Here is a 19,703-nt window from a genome sequence, read left to right on the forward strand (position 1 = left end):
ATTTATAATTCTTTAGCTATTTTTACTGTTATATTATAATGAGGCAGCTTCTGTTGATATTACTATTCCTGACAGTGGGTTTGTTCTTCACACAAGCCCAAAGCGCTTCGGGTACTGATTCCTCTACCGAAGTCCCTACTACCTTTTTGATATCTGAAGACGACTTTGCCTATGGAGAATTGGTATCGAATACACCGACCTCTTTGCTTGAAGTCTGTGACGATGCCATGAATATTGCCTACAAGAAATGGATTTACATGCTTGCTGATATGGAAGACCAGGCAGTTGAAGAAGGATTTGAAATAAGGGGGTTGAAAATATGGATCAATGTTTTTTGGAATGCAGATGGAAGTATTGATCACATTGTTTACTATCCTAAACCCAACTCTAAGAATATTGAATATAAAGACTTCACAAAGTTTTTAAACCGATTCGCTGAAAAACATAGAATGGACATAAAATCGGATGTCAACTTTGCCCATTATGGAAGTGCCTCTTTTCCTACCTTTGTGGAACAAATGTTTCCGGAAAGGAAGAAGTGATCTATGATCTTTAATAAGTCTGAAGAAATTGCAAATACACTTTCGCATGCTATAGGTATATTATGTGGCTTGTGGCTTTTACCTAGCATACTAAAAGGGCCGCCCTCTTACATCTACGCTTTCGGATTTATTTTCTTGTTTGTGAGCTCGACCGCCTATCATGCAGTCACCGATTACAACTTGAAACGTCAACTACAGAAAGTGGATCATATTTCTATCTACTTTATGATAGCTGGTAGTTATACGCCATTTATCTTTTTGTGTCTTGACGGGGTTCGCGCGTGGTTGTTTTTAGGAGTAATGTGGACCATCGTACTGTTGGGAACAATATTTAAATTATTTTTTACTGGGCGATTTGACAAATGGTCTTTGGCTCTATATCTGGGAATGGGATGGATGTTGGTTCTAATCATAAAACCATTTTTGAATAGCTTTGATTACTATACCATTGGACTTGTGGTATTAGGTGGCTTGTTTTACACAGTTGGAGTTTACTTTTATGCCCATGACAATAGGAAATATTTTCACCTGATATGGCACCTTTTTGTTTTGGGAGGAGCACTATCTCATTTCTTTGCTATTTCGAATATTATAAAATAAAATAATATGATTTCGTAAATTTGCCTTTATGAGTAATGTAACATACAACGAAGATAACATTAGATCCCTGGATTGGCGAGAACACATTCGCATGCGTCCGGGTATGTATATAGGTAAGCTGGGGGATGGGTCATCTCAGGATGACGGTATTTATATATTGATTAAAGAGATTATAGACAACTCTATCGATGAGTACGTCATGGGCCATGGGAACAAAATAGAAATCAATATAGAAGATGGAACCGTAAGTGTTCGCGATTATGGTCGAGGCATTCCACTGGGTAAGGTGGTGGACTGTGTGTCTAAAATCAATACGGGAGGAAAATATGATAGCAAAGCCTTTAAAAAGTCAGTGGGTCTGAATGGTGTCGGTACCAAGGCGGTTAATGCCCTCTCTGGCTTTTTTAAAGTTCAGTCTATTAGAGAGAACAAAATCAAGGTCGCTGAATTTACAAGAGGAGAGATCGTAGAGGATGCGAAGATCACCAAGTGTGACGAACCCAATGGAACAATGTTCGAGTTTACACCAGATACAGAAATTTTCAAAAACTACCGATTTCGCAATGAGTATATTGAGAATCAGTTGTGGAACTATGCCTATCTGAACTCTGGTCTTAGAATTAAATTCAATGGCAAGACCTTCTATTCAAAGAATGGATTATTGGATCTTTTGCAAAGGAAGACAGAGCCTGATTCCATCAGGTATCCTATTATACACCTAAAAGGTGAGGATATTGAAATCGCACTTACCCATGGTCAGCAATATGGTGAAGAGCATTATTCTTTTGTTAATGGCCAGCATACAACACAAGGAGGTACCCACCTTGCTGCCTTTCGGGAGGGTATTGTCAAAGCAGTGAGAGAGTATTACAATAAAAATTTCGATACCAAAGACATATTGACAGCAATAGTGGGCGCGGTAAGTGTAAGAGTAGAAGAACCGGTATTCGAATCGCAAACTAAAACTAAATTAGGCTCCCTCAATATGGGTCCAGAGCTACCCACTGTTAGAAGCTTTGTTGTCGACTTTGTAAAAGTCAATTTGGATAATTATCTGCATAAGAATCCCGAGACAGCAGATGCCTTGCTAAAAAGAATCCAACAGTCTGAAAGAGAACGAAAAGAAATATCAGGGATTAAAAAATTGGCCAACAAAAGAGCTAAAGCTGCCAACCTGCACAACAAGAAACTTCGTGACTGTAGAATACATTATAATGAGAATAAAAAGGGTAGTGATGAATTAAAGCTAAACACAACCATTTTTATTACAGAGGGAGACTCGGCCTCTGGTTCGATCACCAAAGCTCGAAATGTACAGACAGAAGCGGTATTTAGTTTGAGAGGAAAGCCATTGAACTGCTATGGACTCAGCAAAAAGATTGTTTATCAAAACGAAGAGTTGAATTTACTTCAACATGCCCTGAATATTGAAGATGGCATAGACGGACTTAGATACAATAGGGTCGTGATTGCCACAGATGCCGATGTGGATGGAATGCACATTCGACTTTTATTGCTTACATTCTTCTTGCAGTTCTTTCCCGAACTAGTGAAACAGGGTCACTTGTATATTTTAGAGACCCCACTTTTTAGGGTAAGGGACAAGAAACAAACCTTTTACTGCTACTCAGAAAAAGAAAAGCAAGAAGCCATCAGTAAATTAAGAGGAAAAGCAGAAGTAACCCGCTTCAAAGGACTCGGTGAAATCTCTCCCAATGAGTTTGAAGATTTTATAGGAGATAACATTCATCTTGAACCAGTATTCCTATTGGAACACACCAAGATAGAGGATATCCTTGGCTATTATATGGGTAAAAATACACCCGAACGTCAAGAGTTTATCATCGAAAATCTTAAAATAGAACTCGACCAGGTGGACAACGAGCAAGAATCAAAAGAGGAACAAAAGGAGCCCGAGGAGATACTGGAAATGTCATAATGATAGGGATTAGACTGACGTTCTGTCACATTTAAGACTGCTAAGAAACAAAATGGCACTTTAAGAACTATAAATGTACAGTGGTACAAATATTGACCCACTATTGGTCTAGGCATGTTCCTAGACAAAAGTAATGAGTATGTTCGAAACGATCAAAATGACTCCCTCACAGAGTGACCAGGACACCGTTCCATTTTTCTCCATCGGAGCTGATGAGAACCACGACGAAGATATAATCAATACTGAGCTCCCTATTTTAGCGCTCAGAAATACAGTTTTGTTTCCTGGAGTTGTTATTCCGATAACAGTGGGAAGAGATAAGTCCATTGAGGCTGTTAATCAAGCATTTAAAACAGACAAGTTAATTGGTGTCATTTCTCAGAAAGAAGTGCAGATCGATGAGCCTGATGTAGATGATCTCTATGATGTGGGCACCGTCGCCAAAATCATTAAGAAAATCAAAATGCCGGATGGCTCTACTACAGCTATTCTTCAAGGTAGAAAGAAATTTAGATTGGAAGAATGGTTATTCGAAGATCCGTATTTCAACGGCAGAATTTCGCAGATTAATACAGGTCCGGTTCAGGATCAACTTTCTTATGAGGCTCTGGTCTCTTCTATCAGAGATATGGCGAAGAAAATCATCGAGCTCTCGCCTCAAATACCATCCGAGGCTGTCATGATGTTAAACAACATTGAAAGTAGCGGCTTCTTACAAAATTTTATTGCTTCTAATTTAAATGTATCTGTAGCAAAGAAGCAAAAAGTGCTTGAAATTACGGACCCTGAGAAATCTGCGGAAGCCATTCTCAAGCATATGAATGCAGAACTACAGATGTTGGAAATCAAGGATCAAATTGACTCAAAGGTCAAAGGTGACATAGAAGAACAGCAAAGAAACTTCTATCTGAACCAACAATTGAAAACCATTCAGGAGGAATTAGGACAAAACCCCCAACAAGAGCAATTAGATGAGTTGGCTCAAAAAGCTAAAGGAAAAAAATGGCCGGAGGAAGCAGCTGAAAACTTTGAAAAAACATTGCAGAAGGTAAAGCGGATGAATCCGCAGGTGGCGGAGTACAGTGTTCAGATGAATTATCTGGAGTTGATGCTGGACTTGCCCTGGGAAGAATACACCAAGGATAACTTTAACTTGAAAAAGGTCAAAGAACAATTGGACAAAGACCATCATGGACTGGAAGATGTAAAGCAAAGAATACTGGAACATCTTGCCGTGTTGAAACTTAAAGGCGATATGAAAGCTCCTATCCTTTGTTTGGTAGGGCCTCCGGGAGTAGGTAAAACTTCCCTGGGGAAATCGATAGCCAATGCCATTAAAAGAAAGTTTATTAGAATGTCTCTTGGTGGATTGCATGACGAAAGTGAAATCAGGGGTCACAGGAAAACTTATATCGGTGCCATGCCAGGTAGGATTATACAAAGCATCAAAAAAGCAGGTTCAGGTAATCCCTTGTTTATTCTTGATGAAATCGATAAACTGGGCAGAGATCATAGAGGTGATCCATCTTCCGCTTTACTGGAGGTATTGGATCCTGAGCAAAATGAAACCTTTTATGACAACTACCTGGAAATGGAGTATGATCTTTCGAAGATACTTTTTATTGCAACGGCCAATTCTTTGAACTCTATTCAACCCGCCCTTCTGGATAGGATGGAAATTATAGAAATCGGTGGTTATTCGACGGAGGAAAAGATTGAGATTGCTAAGAAGCATCTGGTTCCCCAACAGAAAAAAGAGCATGGGTTGAAGACAGCAGATGTGAAGTTGAAGGATGAAGTATTGGACTACATCATCAGAAAATATACAAGGGAATCAGGAGTTCGAAGTCTGAACCGTCGGATTGCAGCAGTGATGAGAGGCGTAGCAAAAAACATTGCTATGGAGGAGGATTATAATAAAGCCATAAAGATCACAGACCTGAAGGGCTTGCTTGGTGTAGAAAAGTTTCCGAAGGAGAGATATGCAGAAGATATGTTGCCGGGATTAGCAATAGGCCTTGCCTGGACCAGGGTAGGGGGTGATATCCTATACATTGAAGCCAGCTTGAGTGAAGGTAAGGGGAAATTGATCCTGACCGGTAATTTAGGCGATGTTATGAAAGAATCTGCAACCACAGCATTAAGCTATATTAAAGCTAATGCAGATACACTTGACATCAGTAAGGAGGTATTAGACAAATATGATGTCCATATACATGTTCCTGAAGGCGCCATTCCCAAAGATGGTCCAAGTGCCGGAATAACCATGTTGACAGCATTGGTCTCAGCCTTTAAGAAAAAAGCCATGAAGAAGAACCTGGCTATGACTGGAGAGATTACGCTAAGAGGCAAGGTGCTTCCAGTGGGTGGCATTAAAGAGAAAGTTCTTGCAGCCAAAAGGTCAGGTGTGGATACCATTATATTGTGTGCAGATAACCGCAGACACGTGGAAGAAATAGATCCAAGATATATCGGAGGTTTAGAGTTCATATATGTAGAAAGAATGCATGAAGTTTTACATCATGCACTCGGTATAGACACTTTCTAATTCTAACAAATTTTATCTTGCTGAAGCTATTTCGTCTGGTATTGTAGACACTTTGTCTATCCCAAAGGCATATTTGCTGTTTTTGAGTGGATCTACAATTTGTAGTACCACTGTAGTAGCCATTTCAAACGTTGGATTGATTAAAATGTGCTCTAATATCGGCTTGTATGCAGTACCTATTCCTATTAGGCCTTCTGCGCCAGGAACATGGTAGTCATCATTCAAACCTTTGGACGAATAATTCCTGGCTTGATTTAAAATCAATTCGCGATTGAACCAACCAGTATGAGCATCAGCAAACAACCATTGATATAATGCCTGAATCTGAGGATGCGCAATGGGGTCTTCTCCGTTGGTAACAAAAATGCCGTCATTCCTGTAATGTTCTGAGAATTCAATATTTCTTAAGCCAATGACATCCGATATAGCTTTAGGGCCATCGCCATCTTCTTCGAGTAGACCCTGGGCAATAGCATTAGAATGCTGTGTCACACCACGGTCAACACCTTCGAGGGGAATGTAGCCTTCAAATTCAGGAGAAGAAGCAACGGCATTCACTATCTTATTAAGGAGCGTAAGTACCTGATCCCCTGTTTCAAGACTGAGGAATTCTTCTTCTAAAACTATCTTCTCAAATGCATCTTCCGATAAAGAAAGTTGAGATTCCATAGAAGACAAAGCATTGTTAAATGCATTTTCTATACTTTGAATCGAATTGACATTCTTTTGATGACCTTCGAGAGATGAATTATCATCCCAAGGAATGTTTTTGATGTTATCCAGTTTGTCAGTGGCTTTCAATTTTTTGGTTTCTGCCAATGGCACACTAGTAATAAATTGTTCTCTATGACCGTCTTCGAAAACGGTTTCAGTAATGACGTACTTTTTGTCTTGAAAAATTTTAGACATATATTTTGTCGATGCCGTCTGTGCAGCAATATAGAGAGTTGACAAAATATACAAAGTGAGGGTGTATAAACACTTCATAAATTAAGGTTTTAAACATTAGTTTGCGCAGACTTTTCAGTCCACAGGATAATAGTAAGACCAGAATTTCATTCCTGACCCTATGTCAATATTGTATTTTATGAGTTGTAATCCGAGTTTTGAAAACTAGATGACATTTTCGTTGGTTAAAACTATGTTAAAAGCAGTTGTCTTATTTTTTTCATCGATCTAAACCCGTTAAATGAATGTTGTTATTTATAATTACATTTGCCAAATGAATTCTATGAGCAGAAACATCATAACCAGTAGCTTCTTAGTAGTCTTTCTACTGATGGGAATTCAAGTATCTGCTCAGAAGCAAATTGATAGTGTCAAAGTGGTCCAATTTTCGGGTTTGGTAGTAACTGAGCAAGCCGGAAATGCCGTACCTCTTCCATATACTAATATAGGTGTAAAGGGTACAAGTCGGGGAACAGTATCTGAGATGAACGGTTTCTTTTCTTTGGCGGGAAGGGTAGGTGAAACCATTGTTTTTTCTCATTTAGGATATCAGACCGTAGAATTTGAAATTCCGGATACCATTCAAGGTAATCTGTATTCCTTTATCCAGATTATGTCCCAGGATTCAGTGCTTTTACCTATAGCCACAATCTATCCCTGGCCAAGCAAGGAGTATTTTGATATTGAATTTTTGGCGATGGATGTTTCTGACGAAATGCGTGAACGCGCTAAGGAAAATCTGGCAGAAAATGCGTTGATGAAGCTCAGGGAAGCTGTTCCGGCAGATGGTGTTGAGGCTGGTAATATTTATTTAAAAGAGCAAGCTCAGGCCAATTATTATCAAGGACAGTTTAAGCCACAAAGAATATTTGATCTGGCTGCCTGGGCTAAGTTTATCGAAGCCTGGAAGCGTGGAGATTTCAAGCGGAAGAAAAAAGAGTGAGGGGAGGTTCGCCTTTTGCATTTCCCTTTTAGAGCTGTAGCCAGGCTGCGACGCGAAGGTTGCTGTTTAAAGAATGAGGGGGAAGGTTCGCGATACTCAGTTCGTAATTCGCTTTTCGCAGTTGGCATTTCGCATTTCCCTTTAAGAGCTTTAGCTAGGCTATGCAGCGCAGGTTGCTCTTTAAGGGATGAGGGGGAAGGTTCGCGATACTCAGTTCGTAATTCGCTTTTCGCAGTTGGCATTTCGCATTTCCCTTTAAGAGCTTCAGCAGAGCTATGCAGCGCAGGTTGCTCTTTAAGGGATGAGGGGGAAGGTTCGCGATACTCAGTTCGTAATTCGCTTTTCGCAGTTGGCATTTCGCATTTCCCTTTAAGAGCTTTAGCCAGGCTATGCAGCGCAGGTTGCTCTTTAAGGGATAAGGGTATGTGTTCGCAATACGAAATGCGTCTATCACGCTCGGCTTTTCGCAGTTCGCATTTAACCATTTACAATTAGTCAACGCTAATAGCAACACTATCATCAATGATAGTATTACTTTAAATTGAGCAGAGCCGGCCTTTGGGAGATTTCATGAAAACATAAAACATCTTTTCCGAAGTAGTGCGCGACCATGCTTTTTCTTGATCTGCCTCTTTCAAAAATAGGATCACCACCATGTAGCAGATTGGCATGCCAAATCAGAAGATCTCCAGGCTCAGCATGAAAATATTCCTTTTTCAAACCTTGCTCCTTGATAAGTTCGGAAATATAATTCTCATATTTCTTATAGCTATTCTCACCTATCAAATATTTACTGTTCCCACTATCATAGTCAAGGCAACTGATATAAGGCAATCGATGAGTACCGGGGTAAAAGAACAAGGGACCATTTCCGGCATCCGTATTTTCCAGCGCTACCCATGCCGCAATCATGAACCCTTCAGGAGCTGTAGCCATATGAATGGAATCTGAATGTGCTCTTTGCTCACTTCCTTCCAGAAAATTAATGGTATGAAAAGGAATGACAGGGCGGCCTAGTAAAAATTCAAGAAGTTCTAATAATTCGCGATTTCTAAAGAAATGCTCATTTACCAAAGGCGACCACTTGTAAGACTCAACGATTTTCTTCCCCCCATAATTAAAGTCAAGTTTTTGATCATCCATCAATTTTTGCACCTCCACATTGATTTCGTTTACAACATTGACATCCAAAAAACCTTTTAAAATTAGATACCCTTCCTCCACAAACTGCTTGATTTGCGCCTTCATCTCCGAGGTAAACTTCTGAAATTGTTCATGTTTCTTGGCTAGATCAAGTGCATCTTCGTTATCCAACCAGGGAGTGGGATGGTTGATATGTGATACATCTTTTCTACCCAATGGACTGTAGATACTTTTCTTGATCTCATATTTCTTATACAGTGCCTTATTATGCTGAAGATGATTTCGATTCAGGAAATTATTGATGACATACGTCAATTTTAAGCTTCGTAAAATTCCCGTGTATTTCTGTGCTAATTTTTTAATGTCTGAATGGATTTGATACAAAGTTAATAAAGTTATTACTAGTTTTGCGCCTCATTGAGCGATCCAGGAGTTGCAGCTCCACTAAAAACGGAAGATGAAAGTAACAGAGTATTTCGAGAAAGCCCAGGGACAAACATTGACCTCGTTTGAAGTTTTACCGCCTCTAAAAGGTGGTAGCATGCAATCTATATTTGATACCCTCGACCCTCTCATGGAATTCAAACCACCGTTCATAGATGTTACTTATCACAGAGAAGAATTTATATACACAGAGCGGAAGTCTGGATTTTTTGAAAAAGTGGCCATTCGCAAGAGACCTGGCACAGTGGGAATTTGTGCGGCGCTGATGCATAGATACGGAGTAGATGCTGTACCTCACTTGATTTGCGGGGGATTTACCAAAGAGAATACAGAGGATGCATTGATAGATTTGAACTTTCTGAACATCAATAATGTCTTAGCGCTGCGTGGTGATGCCAGAAAGTTTGATACTAAATTTATACCGGAAGAAGGAGGTCATTCATATGCGGTAGATTTGGTCAGGCAGATCTCCAATATGAATAAAGGGATCTACCTGGACTCAAACATTGAGAATGGAAATAAGACCAATTTTTGCATTGGAATAGCCGGATATCCTGAAAAGCAATTTGAAGCCCCCAACATCGAAACAGATTTAAAATATACCAAGGCCAAAATAGATGCCGGAGCTCACTATATTGTAACACAAATGTTTTATGACAACAAGAAGTATTTTGAGTATGTGGATCGATGTAGAGCAGCGGGTATCCATGTTCCGATTGTACCTGGCTTAAAGCCATTGACAAAGCGCTATCAAATTAATTCCATTCCCCGAAACTTTTACATCAATCTTCCGGAGGAGTTTTCCAAGGCTTTGTTGAAAGCCAAAGATTTAAGCCACATCAAAGAAATAGGAATTGAATGGGCTATTCATCAGTCCAGAGAGCTTAAAGAAGCCGGCGTACCTTGTCTACATTACTATACGATGGGAGATTCAGATACCATTGTAAAGATTATTGAGAAAACATAGTTCTACAATAAATAAATAACGAAAGCTTTTTAGTTTTAGGGCCGAATTTATTTCAATGTTTTAAAATTATAATATGAGCTTCGTTAAATCCGCAACGATATTACTATTCTTAATTGCAATTGGACATTCTTCCGCTGCGCAGACCCAATCGCCTAATGAATTTCTTCCTCACAAAATTGGTGAGGCATTTACTCCGCACCACATGTTGGTGGATTACATGTACCATGTTGCTGAAACCAATGACAACGTACTCATTAGTGAGTATGGAAGGACAAATCAGGCTCGGCCGCTTTTGCATTTAGTGATTTCTACTCAAGAAAATATAGACAATATTGATAAAATCAGAAAAAACAATTTGTTCAGGGCAGGTTTGCCGGAAGGCGAATCTTTCCCGGAATATGACGATATCACTTTAGTTTGGCTAAGTTTTAGTGTTCATGGCAATGAAGCTGCAGGATCTGAATCCTCCATGCCGGTTCTTTATGAATTGGTTACAGGAGAGGATAGTAAGATTAAGGAATGGCTTGAAAATACAGTTGTTCTCTTTGATCCATCGATTAATCCGGATGGCTACTCAAGGTATACCCATTGGAATAGAAATGTGGCTGAGAAAGGGAAGAATACTGGAGTGGAAGATAGAGAACACTATGAGCCGTGGCCAGGAGGTAGAGTGAATCATTATTTATTCGATCTGAACAGAGACTGGGCGTGGCAAACTCAAGTGGAATCACAACAGCGGATGAAAATTTATAATCAGTGGTTGCCTCATGTTCATGTGGACTTCCATGAAATGGGTTCTAACAGTCCCTATTATTTTGCTCCAGCTGCGGCACCTTACCACGATTACATTACTGACTGGCAAGGGGAATTTCAAACAGCAATTGGTAAAAATCACGCTAAATACTTTGATGATGAAGGATGGTTATACTTTACTAGAGAGGTCTTTGATTTATTCTATCCCAGTTACGGTGACACTTATCCAACCTTTAATGGAGCGATAGGAATGACATACGAACAAGGTGGTGGCCCGAGAGCCGGTCGTGCGATTGATATGGATAATGGAGAGGTGTTGTCACTGCATGACAGAGTACAACATCACTATACTACTGCGATTTCCACAATAGAAATATCCTCTTTAAACGCTGATAAGTTGATCGAGGAATTTAAAGCATTTTATGCCAAAGAAGCTCCCGGTCGTTACAAGTCTTATATCATCAAAAATACAAATGAGGATAAAATCAAAGCGCTTGCAGATTTACTCACTTTGCAAGGTATTAAATATGGATGGGCAGCTTCAGGCAAAGGTGGAACGGCCTATTCCTATATGGAGGGAGCAAATGCGCAGTACGAGATAGGTGAAGGTGATCTCATTGTCAATACAGACCAACCAAAGAAAACTCTGATTCAAGTGTTATTAGATCCAAGTTCTGTGCTTGAGGATTCTTTGACCTACGATATCACAGCCTGGGCATTGCCCTATGCCTATGGATTGCCTGCGTACGCAAGTACTTCGCTCACTTCATTTGATACATTAAGAAGGGCAGATTCCATGGGTCAGCCAATGAATGATGAATTTTATGCCATCATTTTGAAGTGGAACAGTCTGGAGGCAGCCGAAATTGTAGGCAACTTACACGAGGCTGATGTAACCATGAGGCTTTCAACTTTGCCTTTTTCCATTAACAATGAGTCATTTGATCGCAATAGTGTGATTATCACGAAAGCAGATAATAAGGATATGGCATCTGAATTATTGGAAAAACTCAAGCAAGCTGGGGCAAATCAGGATGACTATGCTGTGGTCAAAACTGGTTTTTCGCAATCAGGAGCAGATTTAGGCTCCAGCAAAATGGAATTAATCAAAGCACCTAAAGCGGTGGTTTTATCTGGTGAAGCGACCCGGGCGAATTCTTTTGGTCAGGTATGGCACTATTTTGAGCAGGTCATTGATTATCCATTGACAGTGGTGGATGCCGAACGATTTGGAAGACTTGATCTCGATAAGTTCAATGTGCTGGTCATGACGGATGGATTTTATAGTTTTTCTGAAGATGATCGCGAAAAAATTCAAGATTGGGTGCGTGATGGTGGCAAGTTGATCAGTGTGGGGTATGCCAATCGTGTTTTTGCGGATAAGGATGGATTTGGATTGAAAACATATGCTACGGATGAGGAAGAAAGTGAAGCAAAAAAAGAAAGGGAAGAGCAGGAGTTGGTTGATCGATTTCACGAATATGAAGGTGCCGAAAGACGAAGAATTGTCAATAATGTACCAGGAGCGATTTATGAAGTTAAAATGGATGAGACGAATCCACTTTCTTATGGTATAGGAGGGACTTACTACTCTTTGAAGACTGGCGGATTGAACTACCGACCCCTCAAGAATGCATATAATGTGGGCGTAATCCAGGATGACGCGATGACGGTTGGCTTCATTGGTTCATCTATTAAGGAGTCACTTAAAGGCAGCGTTGATTTTGCTGTAGAACGTAAAGGAAGTGGTCACATGATCTATATGATAGACAATCCTTTATTCAGGGGTTTTTGGAAGGAAGGTCAATTGTTATTTTCCAATGCCTTGTTTTTGGTTTGGTAAAAACAATGTGAGTTATGAGCTATCGGCGACGCTTTCTCCTTCAAAGCATTTTCTCCTTGAGAGCTGCGCATGGCTTTAGTGCGCGGCAAGCTCTCCAGGAGATGATTTCTAAGTAAAAAAACAATTGACCTTAAAGGAAAAAAAAATCAATACTATTAAAGTATATCATCTTTTCTAATATCCCTTACGACTCTAAAAATGATCAAAAATGAATCAAATGAAACTTCACCTGACCAAGGGTATTGAACTCGATCGCCGGTCCTGGTAGTTTAAAAATATTCAAAATGCTCAAAAGCGAATTCCAGTAATAATTATCAATAGGCAGCCTGGTTAAATCTACATCCAAGCCAATAAAAAACTGGCGATATCTTGGAAATGAAGTTTCAGACAACTCAAATACCGCACCATTGTTCTCCCATGCATTTTCAAATCCTCCAAACATATTTTCACTGCCCGTACCTAATGCTAGATTTAACCATTTAGGAAACCGATTGTGTTCAGGCAGGAAAGAATGGATGTTTACACTAGCCCATAAAGTCTGTGCATTGTAATCTTTTAAAAACCGTTCAGCAAAGGAATTGCCAAACAACTGGTCGGCTCTGTTCTCTATCGAAGTGATTTCTTGTCCAGATCTTGCTAAAATGGGCACTCTAGAGTAAGGCCTACTATACGAAGAGACCTTAAATTGAATCCTTTGTTCCTTCCAGTAATTTTGCTGTAGCCCAAATGCAGTTACACCAGCGATGTTGTATGCTACATCATAGACTGAAAATCCCCATTTCTCAGAGAAACCATCCATCACTTCTATCGTGGACTGAAACAAGGTGCCGAGTAAAATTCCAGTCCAAATCGACCTCCTTTCATTCAATCCCGTCCATCGAGCCCCTTTGTAACAAAGGACGCCCTGAAAATATGCAGTGTAAAAATGACCCATTTTGTCCATATTGTTCCACTCATTCCAATCGTCAAAAAAGTGAAACGGCGCTTGTTCGAAATCTTTATACCATGCGTGATATAAGCCGATGGAAAATCCGGTATAGGTTGTACCTGCAAAGACGGCTGCCGTTTTAAATCGTTTTTTGTTGAGAGTATCAGCTGGTACAATAAATGAGGATTGTGCATGTAGACATTGACCTAAAACCAAAAAAGATAATACCTTTAATACAGATCGCACGAATCCATTATTTTGTCTAATAAAAATCTAAAAAATCCTCGCCATAGGTACGCATAAATTGGCAATTTCAGTCGGATTACGAAAAAAAGATTATCTTTCGAGCACTAATGAAAACATATGAAATTTAATATTACCATTATAACATTACTACTGTTTTCTATAGGCTTGAGCGGCCAGGATTTGCATTATTCCATGTTTCAAATGAGTCCGGTGGGATTAAATCCAGCGCTCTCAGGTGCGTTTAGTGGAACGGCAAGGGTAGGCGGAGTGTATCGAATTCAGGATGTCATTGCTAATTCTCAGGCAACAGCTGCCAATAGGGGTTACGAAACGTATACCGCTTATATAGATGCACCTGTATTGAGAGGAGTCAGGGAGCAAGACTGGATCGGAATTGGCATCGGTTTGGCATCGGATGTGGCTGGCATAGGAAATCTGCGTCAGACAACCTCCGTACAAGCCATTTCGTATCATATGCCTTTGGGCAGAGCTGGAAGAAATACCCTTTCATTTGCCATTAGTTCCGGAACGACCAACTTAAGCGTCAGAAGAGTGGATCGGTATACATTTGAATCAACGATATTAGGTCAAGGTCCGGATCCACAAACACAGGAGTTCCAAGATCCTGAAAACAGCAGAACCAAAGGAGACTTTGGAGGAGGAATTGTTCTTAAATCTAATATTGATGAAGTTTCTGCATTTCGTGGAGGGATATCATTGGCACATTTGAACAGTCCCAAAAGAGCAATCTCCAGTGGTGGAAGTTCAAGAACTCCTGTAAGAATAACAGCCTTTGCAGAATATGACAGAGTACTGAACGATAGAACGAAGATTATTCCAGCGATGATTTTTCAAAATTTTGGGCAAAGCAACGAAGTTGCTTTTCAGGCCATCACAGGATATTATTTTGATCCGGAAAAGGACATTACGGTTTATGGAGGATTAGGAGCTAGAATTAATTTCTTGAATCCCATTGACGCCATACCCATTTACCTGGGATTTGACATGAAGGATCTTCAAGTCAGATTAGCTTACGATGCTACAGTTTCAAGTAAAGTATATACGAACAGAGGTTTTGGAGCGTTAGAAATAAGTGCCAATTACATCATGAAAATCTATAAGAGACCTAAAGTTGACCCGGCAGTATTCTGTCCTCGATTTTAATATAAAGTACATATGAACAGTTATCTGAAGATAATTCTATTATTGACCTTACCCTTATTCGCAATTGCACAACCGCTGAAGGAGGTGCCTTTACAGTTTATGTTAGACGCTGCAGACGAGGCATTAGAAAACAATGATTATTATAACGCTTTGGAATGGTACGAGCAAGCCTACAGGGAAGAGCGAGATTACGATCTGGCGATCCTGATCGCGGATCTCAATATGTTGCTCAGAGATTATAAACGAGCAGAGAGTTGGTACGATCGCGTGCTAAAGCGAGATAAGGAGATGGAGTACATCGATGAGCGGTTCTACTACGGACAAGCATTGAAAGCCTTGGGCCGATACAATGATGCCTATGCGGAATTCCAGTTTTTTATTGACTCTTCTGACCTGGAAGAACTCAAGCCAAGAGCCAGATTGGAGATGGAAGGTATGACAATGTCGTCTTCCCTTGATGAGAACAATGATGTGGTGGTCAGATTATTGGATCGTAAAGTGAATTCAGCGGGTCCAGAATATGGTGCAGCTGAATATCAGGACGGTACACTGTATTTCTCGTCGTTTCAATCTAATAAGGTCATCATATTGGATGGAAAAGAGGAGGTAGATGCATTTGCTAAGATTTATACCACACAGGAGACAGACAAAGGCTATGACAAAGCTAAAGCTTTGCCGGCTTCGATCAATAGGGATGGGTTTCACAGTGGCAATGTCACTTTTACCCCTGACGGTAGGAGGATGTTTTTTACCAGGTCAACTCTACTAGGAGAAGAGTTAGCCACTTCTAAACTCTATGTGAGCGATAGAAGCGATTCAGGATGGTCCCCGCCACTAGAGGTTGAATCTTTAAATGGTGACTTTCTGCTCAGACATCCTGCTGTTGGTGAGCTGTATGGCAATGATGTCTTATTCTTTTCTGCTAATATGGAAGGTGGTGAAGGTGGTTTTGATCTCTATTATGCTACCATCGAAGGCGATGGATTTGCAACACCGGTTAATTTAGGTGAAACGGTCAATACAGGGGAAAATGAAATTACACCCTTTTATACAGATGGTGTGCTTTACTTTAGTTCTGATGGTTATGCCAGTTTGGGAGGATACGATATCTATCGTACATCGTGGAACGGTTCTGAATGGAGCGAAATTGAAAATATTGGCTTAGGGTATAATACACCATTAGATGACATGTACTTTACCAGCTACAATGGTGGTCAGAAGGGTTATTTAATATCTAACAGACCCAATGAGAAGAAGAGAAATTTAAAGAGTAAAACGTGTTGTGATGACATTTACTCTTTTGGAATCAGACAGTTGATCATAGATTTAATTGCAGTTGCTGAAAATGAGGAGGGTCCAATGAAAGGAGCTGAGGTAACATTGGTGGATTTGTCTGGTGAGGCCATTGATCCCATCACAAAAACCAATGAAAATCTTGACCAGTACACGTTCTTGCTGGACTCTGATAAACCGTATAAACTCGTATTCAGAAAAGAAGGGTACTATCCAGATTCCCTTGAATTCAATACTGTGGGAATCCTTGATGATTTTACGATTAATAAAAGTAAGTTGCTCAAGCCGATACCAGTAGAACCAGTGGATACGGCTACTACTATAACTGAAATCGTAACCATCAACCAAGCCATTAGATTAGACAATATCTATTATGATCTGGATGATGACAAGATTCTACCAGATGCGGAAAAAGACCTTCAAGTCTTGTATGACTTACTAGAGAAATATCCTGATATGGTTATTGAACTTTCATCGCATACTGACGCACAAGGGGTGGCCAGTTATAATCAGAAGCTTTCTCAAAGGAGGGCTGAATCTGCTAAGAATTGGCTTGTGGATCGAGGCGTAGAAGCAGAGCGAATCCAGACTGTCGGATATGGAGAATCACAAATTTTGAATAGATGTGTCAACGGAGTGAGGTGTCCAGACGAAGAACATAGGGTCAATCGTAGAACGGAGTTTAAAATCCTGGAAGGTCCCCAATCGATTGAAATTCAGAAAGAAGTTCCTAAAGAGTTGCCTGGTAATAGTGGCAAACAAGCCTTCGGTGATTCATTGCCTTTGATAAAAATATATAATAATAACTTAGACCTGGGAAAAGTCAGGAAAGGTGAAGTCAAAGAACTTGAGTTTACGATTGAAAATGTGGGCAATGCTGAATTAGCCATTGAAATTATCACAACTTGTCATTGTACTGAGTTAGATTACTCTACTGAGCCTTTAGCCCCTGGACAAAGAGCTGTTATTAAGGCGAAATACAATAGTGGTTTAAAGGAAGAAGCGAAGGAATACAGAGAAGTCATCAATATCATCTCAAATGTGGAGCACATTGTGGACGAGGCTGTTTTTACAGTGGAAGTAATAGAATAAATGCTTGAGACGCTTTCTGGGTTTTCAATCATAGAATGGATCGGACTGATTACAGGTGTGATATACGTAGTCCTTTCTGCTAGAAATCGGATCGAATGTTGGTATTTTGGAATTATTAGTTGTGCTTGCATAGCTTATCATGACTTTCTTGGTGGACTTCAGCTATATTCTGATGGAATTCTACAAATTTTCTACATCATCATGGGCTTTATCGGATTGGCAAGGTGGCGGAATGTCAAGGTCACTTTTGACGCCAAATTTTTGACTCATATCTTGATCATATTGATAGGTATCTTAGTTTCATTGATTTACGGTTATTTGATGTCTGCTTTTTCGAATGCTGCCTTTCCAAGGGTAGACGCTTTCACTACCGTTTTTAGCATCATTGCGACCATATTTCTGGTCAACAGACAAGTTTCAGCCTGGCTCTATTTTGTGATCATCGATTTGGTGATGACTTATCTCTACTATGTTAGAGGTTGGGAGCTCTATGCATTATTATATATGATTTTTACGGCTTTTGCGATCTATGGATCTTATAATTGGCTCCGCCTATTTAGACAAAATCTAAATAACTAGTTGAGCCTAAATTGCGCGGTGGCATAAGCGATAAAAAACAAAAGCTTTTTATCTTTGCGGTGAATTACGAAAAAGCTTTGAATTAATTAATATAAGTATTGCAAATGAGAGTTTATAAACTCACCTTCCTTCTTGCATTAATCCTTTTTTCACTTCCTATTTCAGCACAGTCAGACAGCGGTAGAAATATTTTGACCATGTCGATCATTGTAGTCGGTTTGGTGGTGGTAATTGGATTGATCATATCGCTTGCGGATAATTTGATGCAAATTGAAGCGAAGAAGAATAATCTGGATACATCGAAGGGCCAGTTTTCCTTGTTTCCTAGGATAAGAGACTGGTTTGGTCCAAAAAAGCCTGCATTTGTAAAAGATGCTCCTTACCATAGATTGACCAAAGGTTTCAATTTAAATCTTGCGGGAAAGCCTAAGAATGTGCTTGTAGAAGGTAATGTCAAAACATTTGCAATACAGCCTCAGAATTTTAATGGAATGTCTCCCATTCCTAAAGTTGTGGTCGAAGTTGGAGATGAGGTAGCAATAGGAGATCCTCTTTTCTATGATAAAAAAAGAGAGGGTATCAATTATGTGGCACCGGTATCAGGCGAGGTGATTGAAATTAATCGAGGCGCGAAGAGATCGATCGCCTCTGTAGTGATTTTGGCAGATAGAGTGATGAGGCACAAGCAATTTGCAGTTCCTAAGATCAATGAAGCCAGTAGAGAAGATTTAATGGCCTTTTTGAAGGTGAGTGGAGCTCTTCCCCTTTTAAATCAGCGACCTTATGACGTCGTACCAGAAGATGATGTGGTTCCCGATAATATTTTTATTTCAACTTTTGATACTGCACCGCTTGCTCCGGATTACAGTTTTATTGCTGAGGATCACGCAGTTGCTTTTCAAGAAGGAATCAATGTGTTGAATAAATTGACCGATGGAAAGGTTTATGTTGGTTTAGATGGTCGGAAAGATGCCGTCATTTCAGATACTTTTTCGAAGGTAATGAACGCAGAGTTACATTATTTTGATGGAAAGCATCCTGCAGGAAATGTAGGCATTCAGATACATCACCTTGAACCAATCACTACCAAGAGTAAGGTATGGACCATCGGTGTTCAGGAACTAATTTCTTTAGGTAGACTTTTTCTAACAGGAAAGTATGATGCGGAAAGAATTGTGGTTGTAGGTGGTCCACAAGTAGCTGAGCCCAGTTATGTAAAAACCTACCTTGGTGCAAACATTGGAGATTTAGTAGATGGTAATATTGTTGGAGATAACAATCGATTAATTAGTGGAGATGCGCTTTCAGGACAGAAAAAAGAAATCAACGGTTTTCTTGATTTCAGAAGTGATCAGGTCACTGTTTTACAGGAAGGAGATGATTATGAATTGTTTGGTTGGCTTTTGCCTATCACCCCTAGACCAAGTATTTCTGGGACTTTTCCCAATGCACTTTTCGGAGATCACGAATTTGAAGCGACAACGAATACTCATGGTGAGAGGCGTGCTTTTGTGATGTCAGGACAATATGAAAGTGTTTTACCGATGGATATCTATCCTGTTCATTTGATGAAGGCTATCATGACTGGTGACATTGAAAAGATGGAAGGCCTGGGCATCTATGAATTAACTGAAGAAGATATTGCTATTTGTGAATTTGTGTGTACGTCTAAGCAACCTTTACAAAATATTCTGAGGGAAGGATTGGACTTAATGCAAGAACAAGGTTAAA

14 protein-coding genes are annotated in these 19,703 nt (G+C 39.9%); 11 read left to right on the forward strand and 3 right to left on the reverse strand.

The window, feature by feature from the left end; genetic code table 11:
- Positions 1-38: 38 nt before the first annotated feature.
- The 4 genes from L2567_RS05270 to lon all read left to right on the forward strand — a co-directional run bounded on the left by L2567_RS05270 (position 39) and on the right by lon (position 5,629).
- Positions 39-542 (forward strand): hypothetical protein, encoded by a 504-nt coding sequence (locus tag L2567_RS05270; RefSeq protein ID WP_235296700.1) that lies wholly within the window; start codon positions 39-41, stop codon positions 540-542.
- Positions 543-545: 3 nt separating this feature from the next.
- Positions 546-1,142, forward strand: a complete 597-nt coding sequence (trhA, locus tag L2567_RS05275) for a PAQR family membrane homeostasis protein TrhA (RefSeq protein WP_235296701.1) — start codon at positions 546-548, stop codon at positions 1,140-1,142.
- A gap of 28 nt (positions 1,143-1,170) precedes the next feature.
- Positions 1,171-3,081 (forward strand): DNA topoisomerase IV subunit B, encoded by a 1,911-nt coding sequence (locus L2567_RS05280; protein WP_235296702.1) that lies wholly within the window; start codon positions 1,171-1,173, stop codon positions 3,079-3,081.
- Positions 3,082-3,220: 139 nt separating this feature from the next.
- Positions 3,221-5,629, forward strand: coding sequence for an endopeptidase La (gene lon, locus L2567_RS05285; RefSeq protein WP_235296703.1), 2,409 nt, complete (start codon positions 3,221-3,223; stop codon positions 5,627-5,629).
- 12 nt (positions 5,630-5,641) lie between these two features.
- Here the strand turns inward: lon and L2567_RS05290 are convergent, their stop codons facing one another.
- Complete coding sequence (locus L2567_RS05290; protein ID WP_235296704.1) at positions 5,642-6,616, reverse strand: hypothetical protein; 975 nt, start codon at positions 6,614-6,616, stop codon at positions 5,642-5,644.
- A gap of 244 nt (positions 6,617-6,860) precedes the next feature.
- Here L2567_RS05290 and L2567_RS05295 point away from each other — a divergent pair, with 244 nt between their 5' ends.
- Entirely contained in the window at positions 6,861-7,520 is a 660-nt protein-coding gene (locus L2567_RS05295; RefSeq protein ID WP_235296705.1) for a carboxypeptidase-like regulatory domain-containing protein, read from the forward strand.
- A gap of 531 nt (positions 7,521-8,051) precedes the next feature.
- Here the strand turns inward: L2567_RS05295 and L2567_RS05300 are convergent.
- Entirely contained in the window at positions 8,052-9,047 is a 996-nt protein-coding gene (locus L2567_RS05300) for a phytanoyl-CoA dioxygenase family protein (RefSeq protein ID WP_235296706.1), read from the reverse strand.
- Between the two features lie 73 nt (positions 9,048-9,120).
- On the opposite strand from L2567_RS05300, the gene L2567_RS05305 reads away from it, so the two are divergent.
- A complete protein-coding gene (locus tag L2567_RS05305; protein ID WP_235296707.1) occupies positions 9,121-10,074 on the forward strand; it encodes a methylenetetrahydrofolate reductase in 954 nt (317 codons plus the stop codon).
- Positions 10,075-10,147: 73 nt separating this feature from the next.
- A complete protein-coding gene (locus tag L2567_RS05310; RefSeq protein WP_235296708.1) occupies positions 10,148-12,670 on the forward strand; it encodes a M14 family metallopeptidase in 2,523 nt (840 codons plus the stop codon).
- Positions 12,671-12,872: 202 nt separating this feature from the next.
- On the opposite strand, the gene L2567_RS05315 is transcribed toward L2567_RS05310, so the two are convergent.
- Positions 12,873-13,844, reverse strand: coding sequence for a DUF2279 domain-containing protein (locus tag L2567_RS05315; RefSeq protein WP_235296709.1), 972 nt, complete (start codon positions 13,842-13,844; stop codon positions 12,873-12,875).
- Positions 13,845-13,961: 117 nt separating this feature from the next.
- On the opposite strand from L2567_RS05315, the gene L2567_RS05320 reads away from it, so the two are divergent.
- From L2567_RS05320 to L2567_RS05335, 4 genes are all read left to right on the forward strand, one after another.
- Positions 13,962-15,008 carry a PorP/SprF family type IX secretion system membrane protein gene (locus L2567_RS05320; protein WP_235296710.1) on the forward strand — a complete coding sequence of 349 codons (1,047 nt, stop codon included), beginning with the start codon at positions 13,962-13,964 and terminating at the stop codon, positions 15,006-15,008.
- Positions 15,009-15,020: 12 nt separating this feature from the next.
- The gene (locus L2567_RS05325) at positions 15,021-17,393 is read left to right on the forward strand and encodes an OmpA family protein (RefSeq protein WP_235296711.1); all 2,373 of its coding nucleotides are present in this window, start codon (positions 15,021-15,023) and stop codon (positions 17,391-17,393) included.
- The gene (pnuC, locus tag L2567_RS05330; protein WP_235296712.1) at positions 17,394-17,972 is read left to right on the forward strand and encodes a nicotinamide riboside transporter PnuC; all 579 of its coding nucleotides are present in this window, start codon (positions 17,394-17,396) and stop codon (positions 17,970-17,972) included.
- A 104-nt stretch (positions 17,973-18,076) separates the two neighbouring features.
- Positions 18,077-19,702 carry a Na(+)-translocating NADH-quinone reductase subunit A gene (locus L2567_RS05335; protein ID WP_235296713.1) on the forward strand — a complete coding sequence of 542 codons (1,626 nt, stop codon included), beginning with the start codon at positions 18,077-18,079 and terminating at the stop codon, positions 19,700-19,702.
- Position 19,703 lies beyond the last annotated feature (1 nt).

The organism is Portibacter marinus, assembly GCF_021533195.1.
Taxonomy (GTDB): domain Bacteria; phylum Bacteroidota; class Bacteroidia; order Chitinophagales; family Saprospiraceae; genus Portibacter; species Portibacter marinus.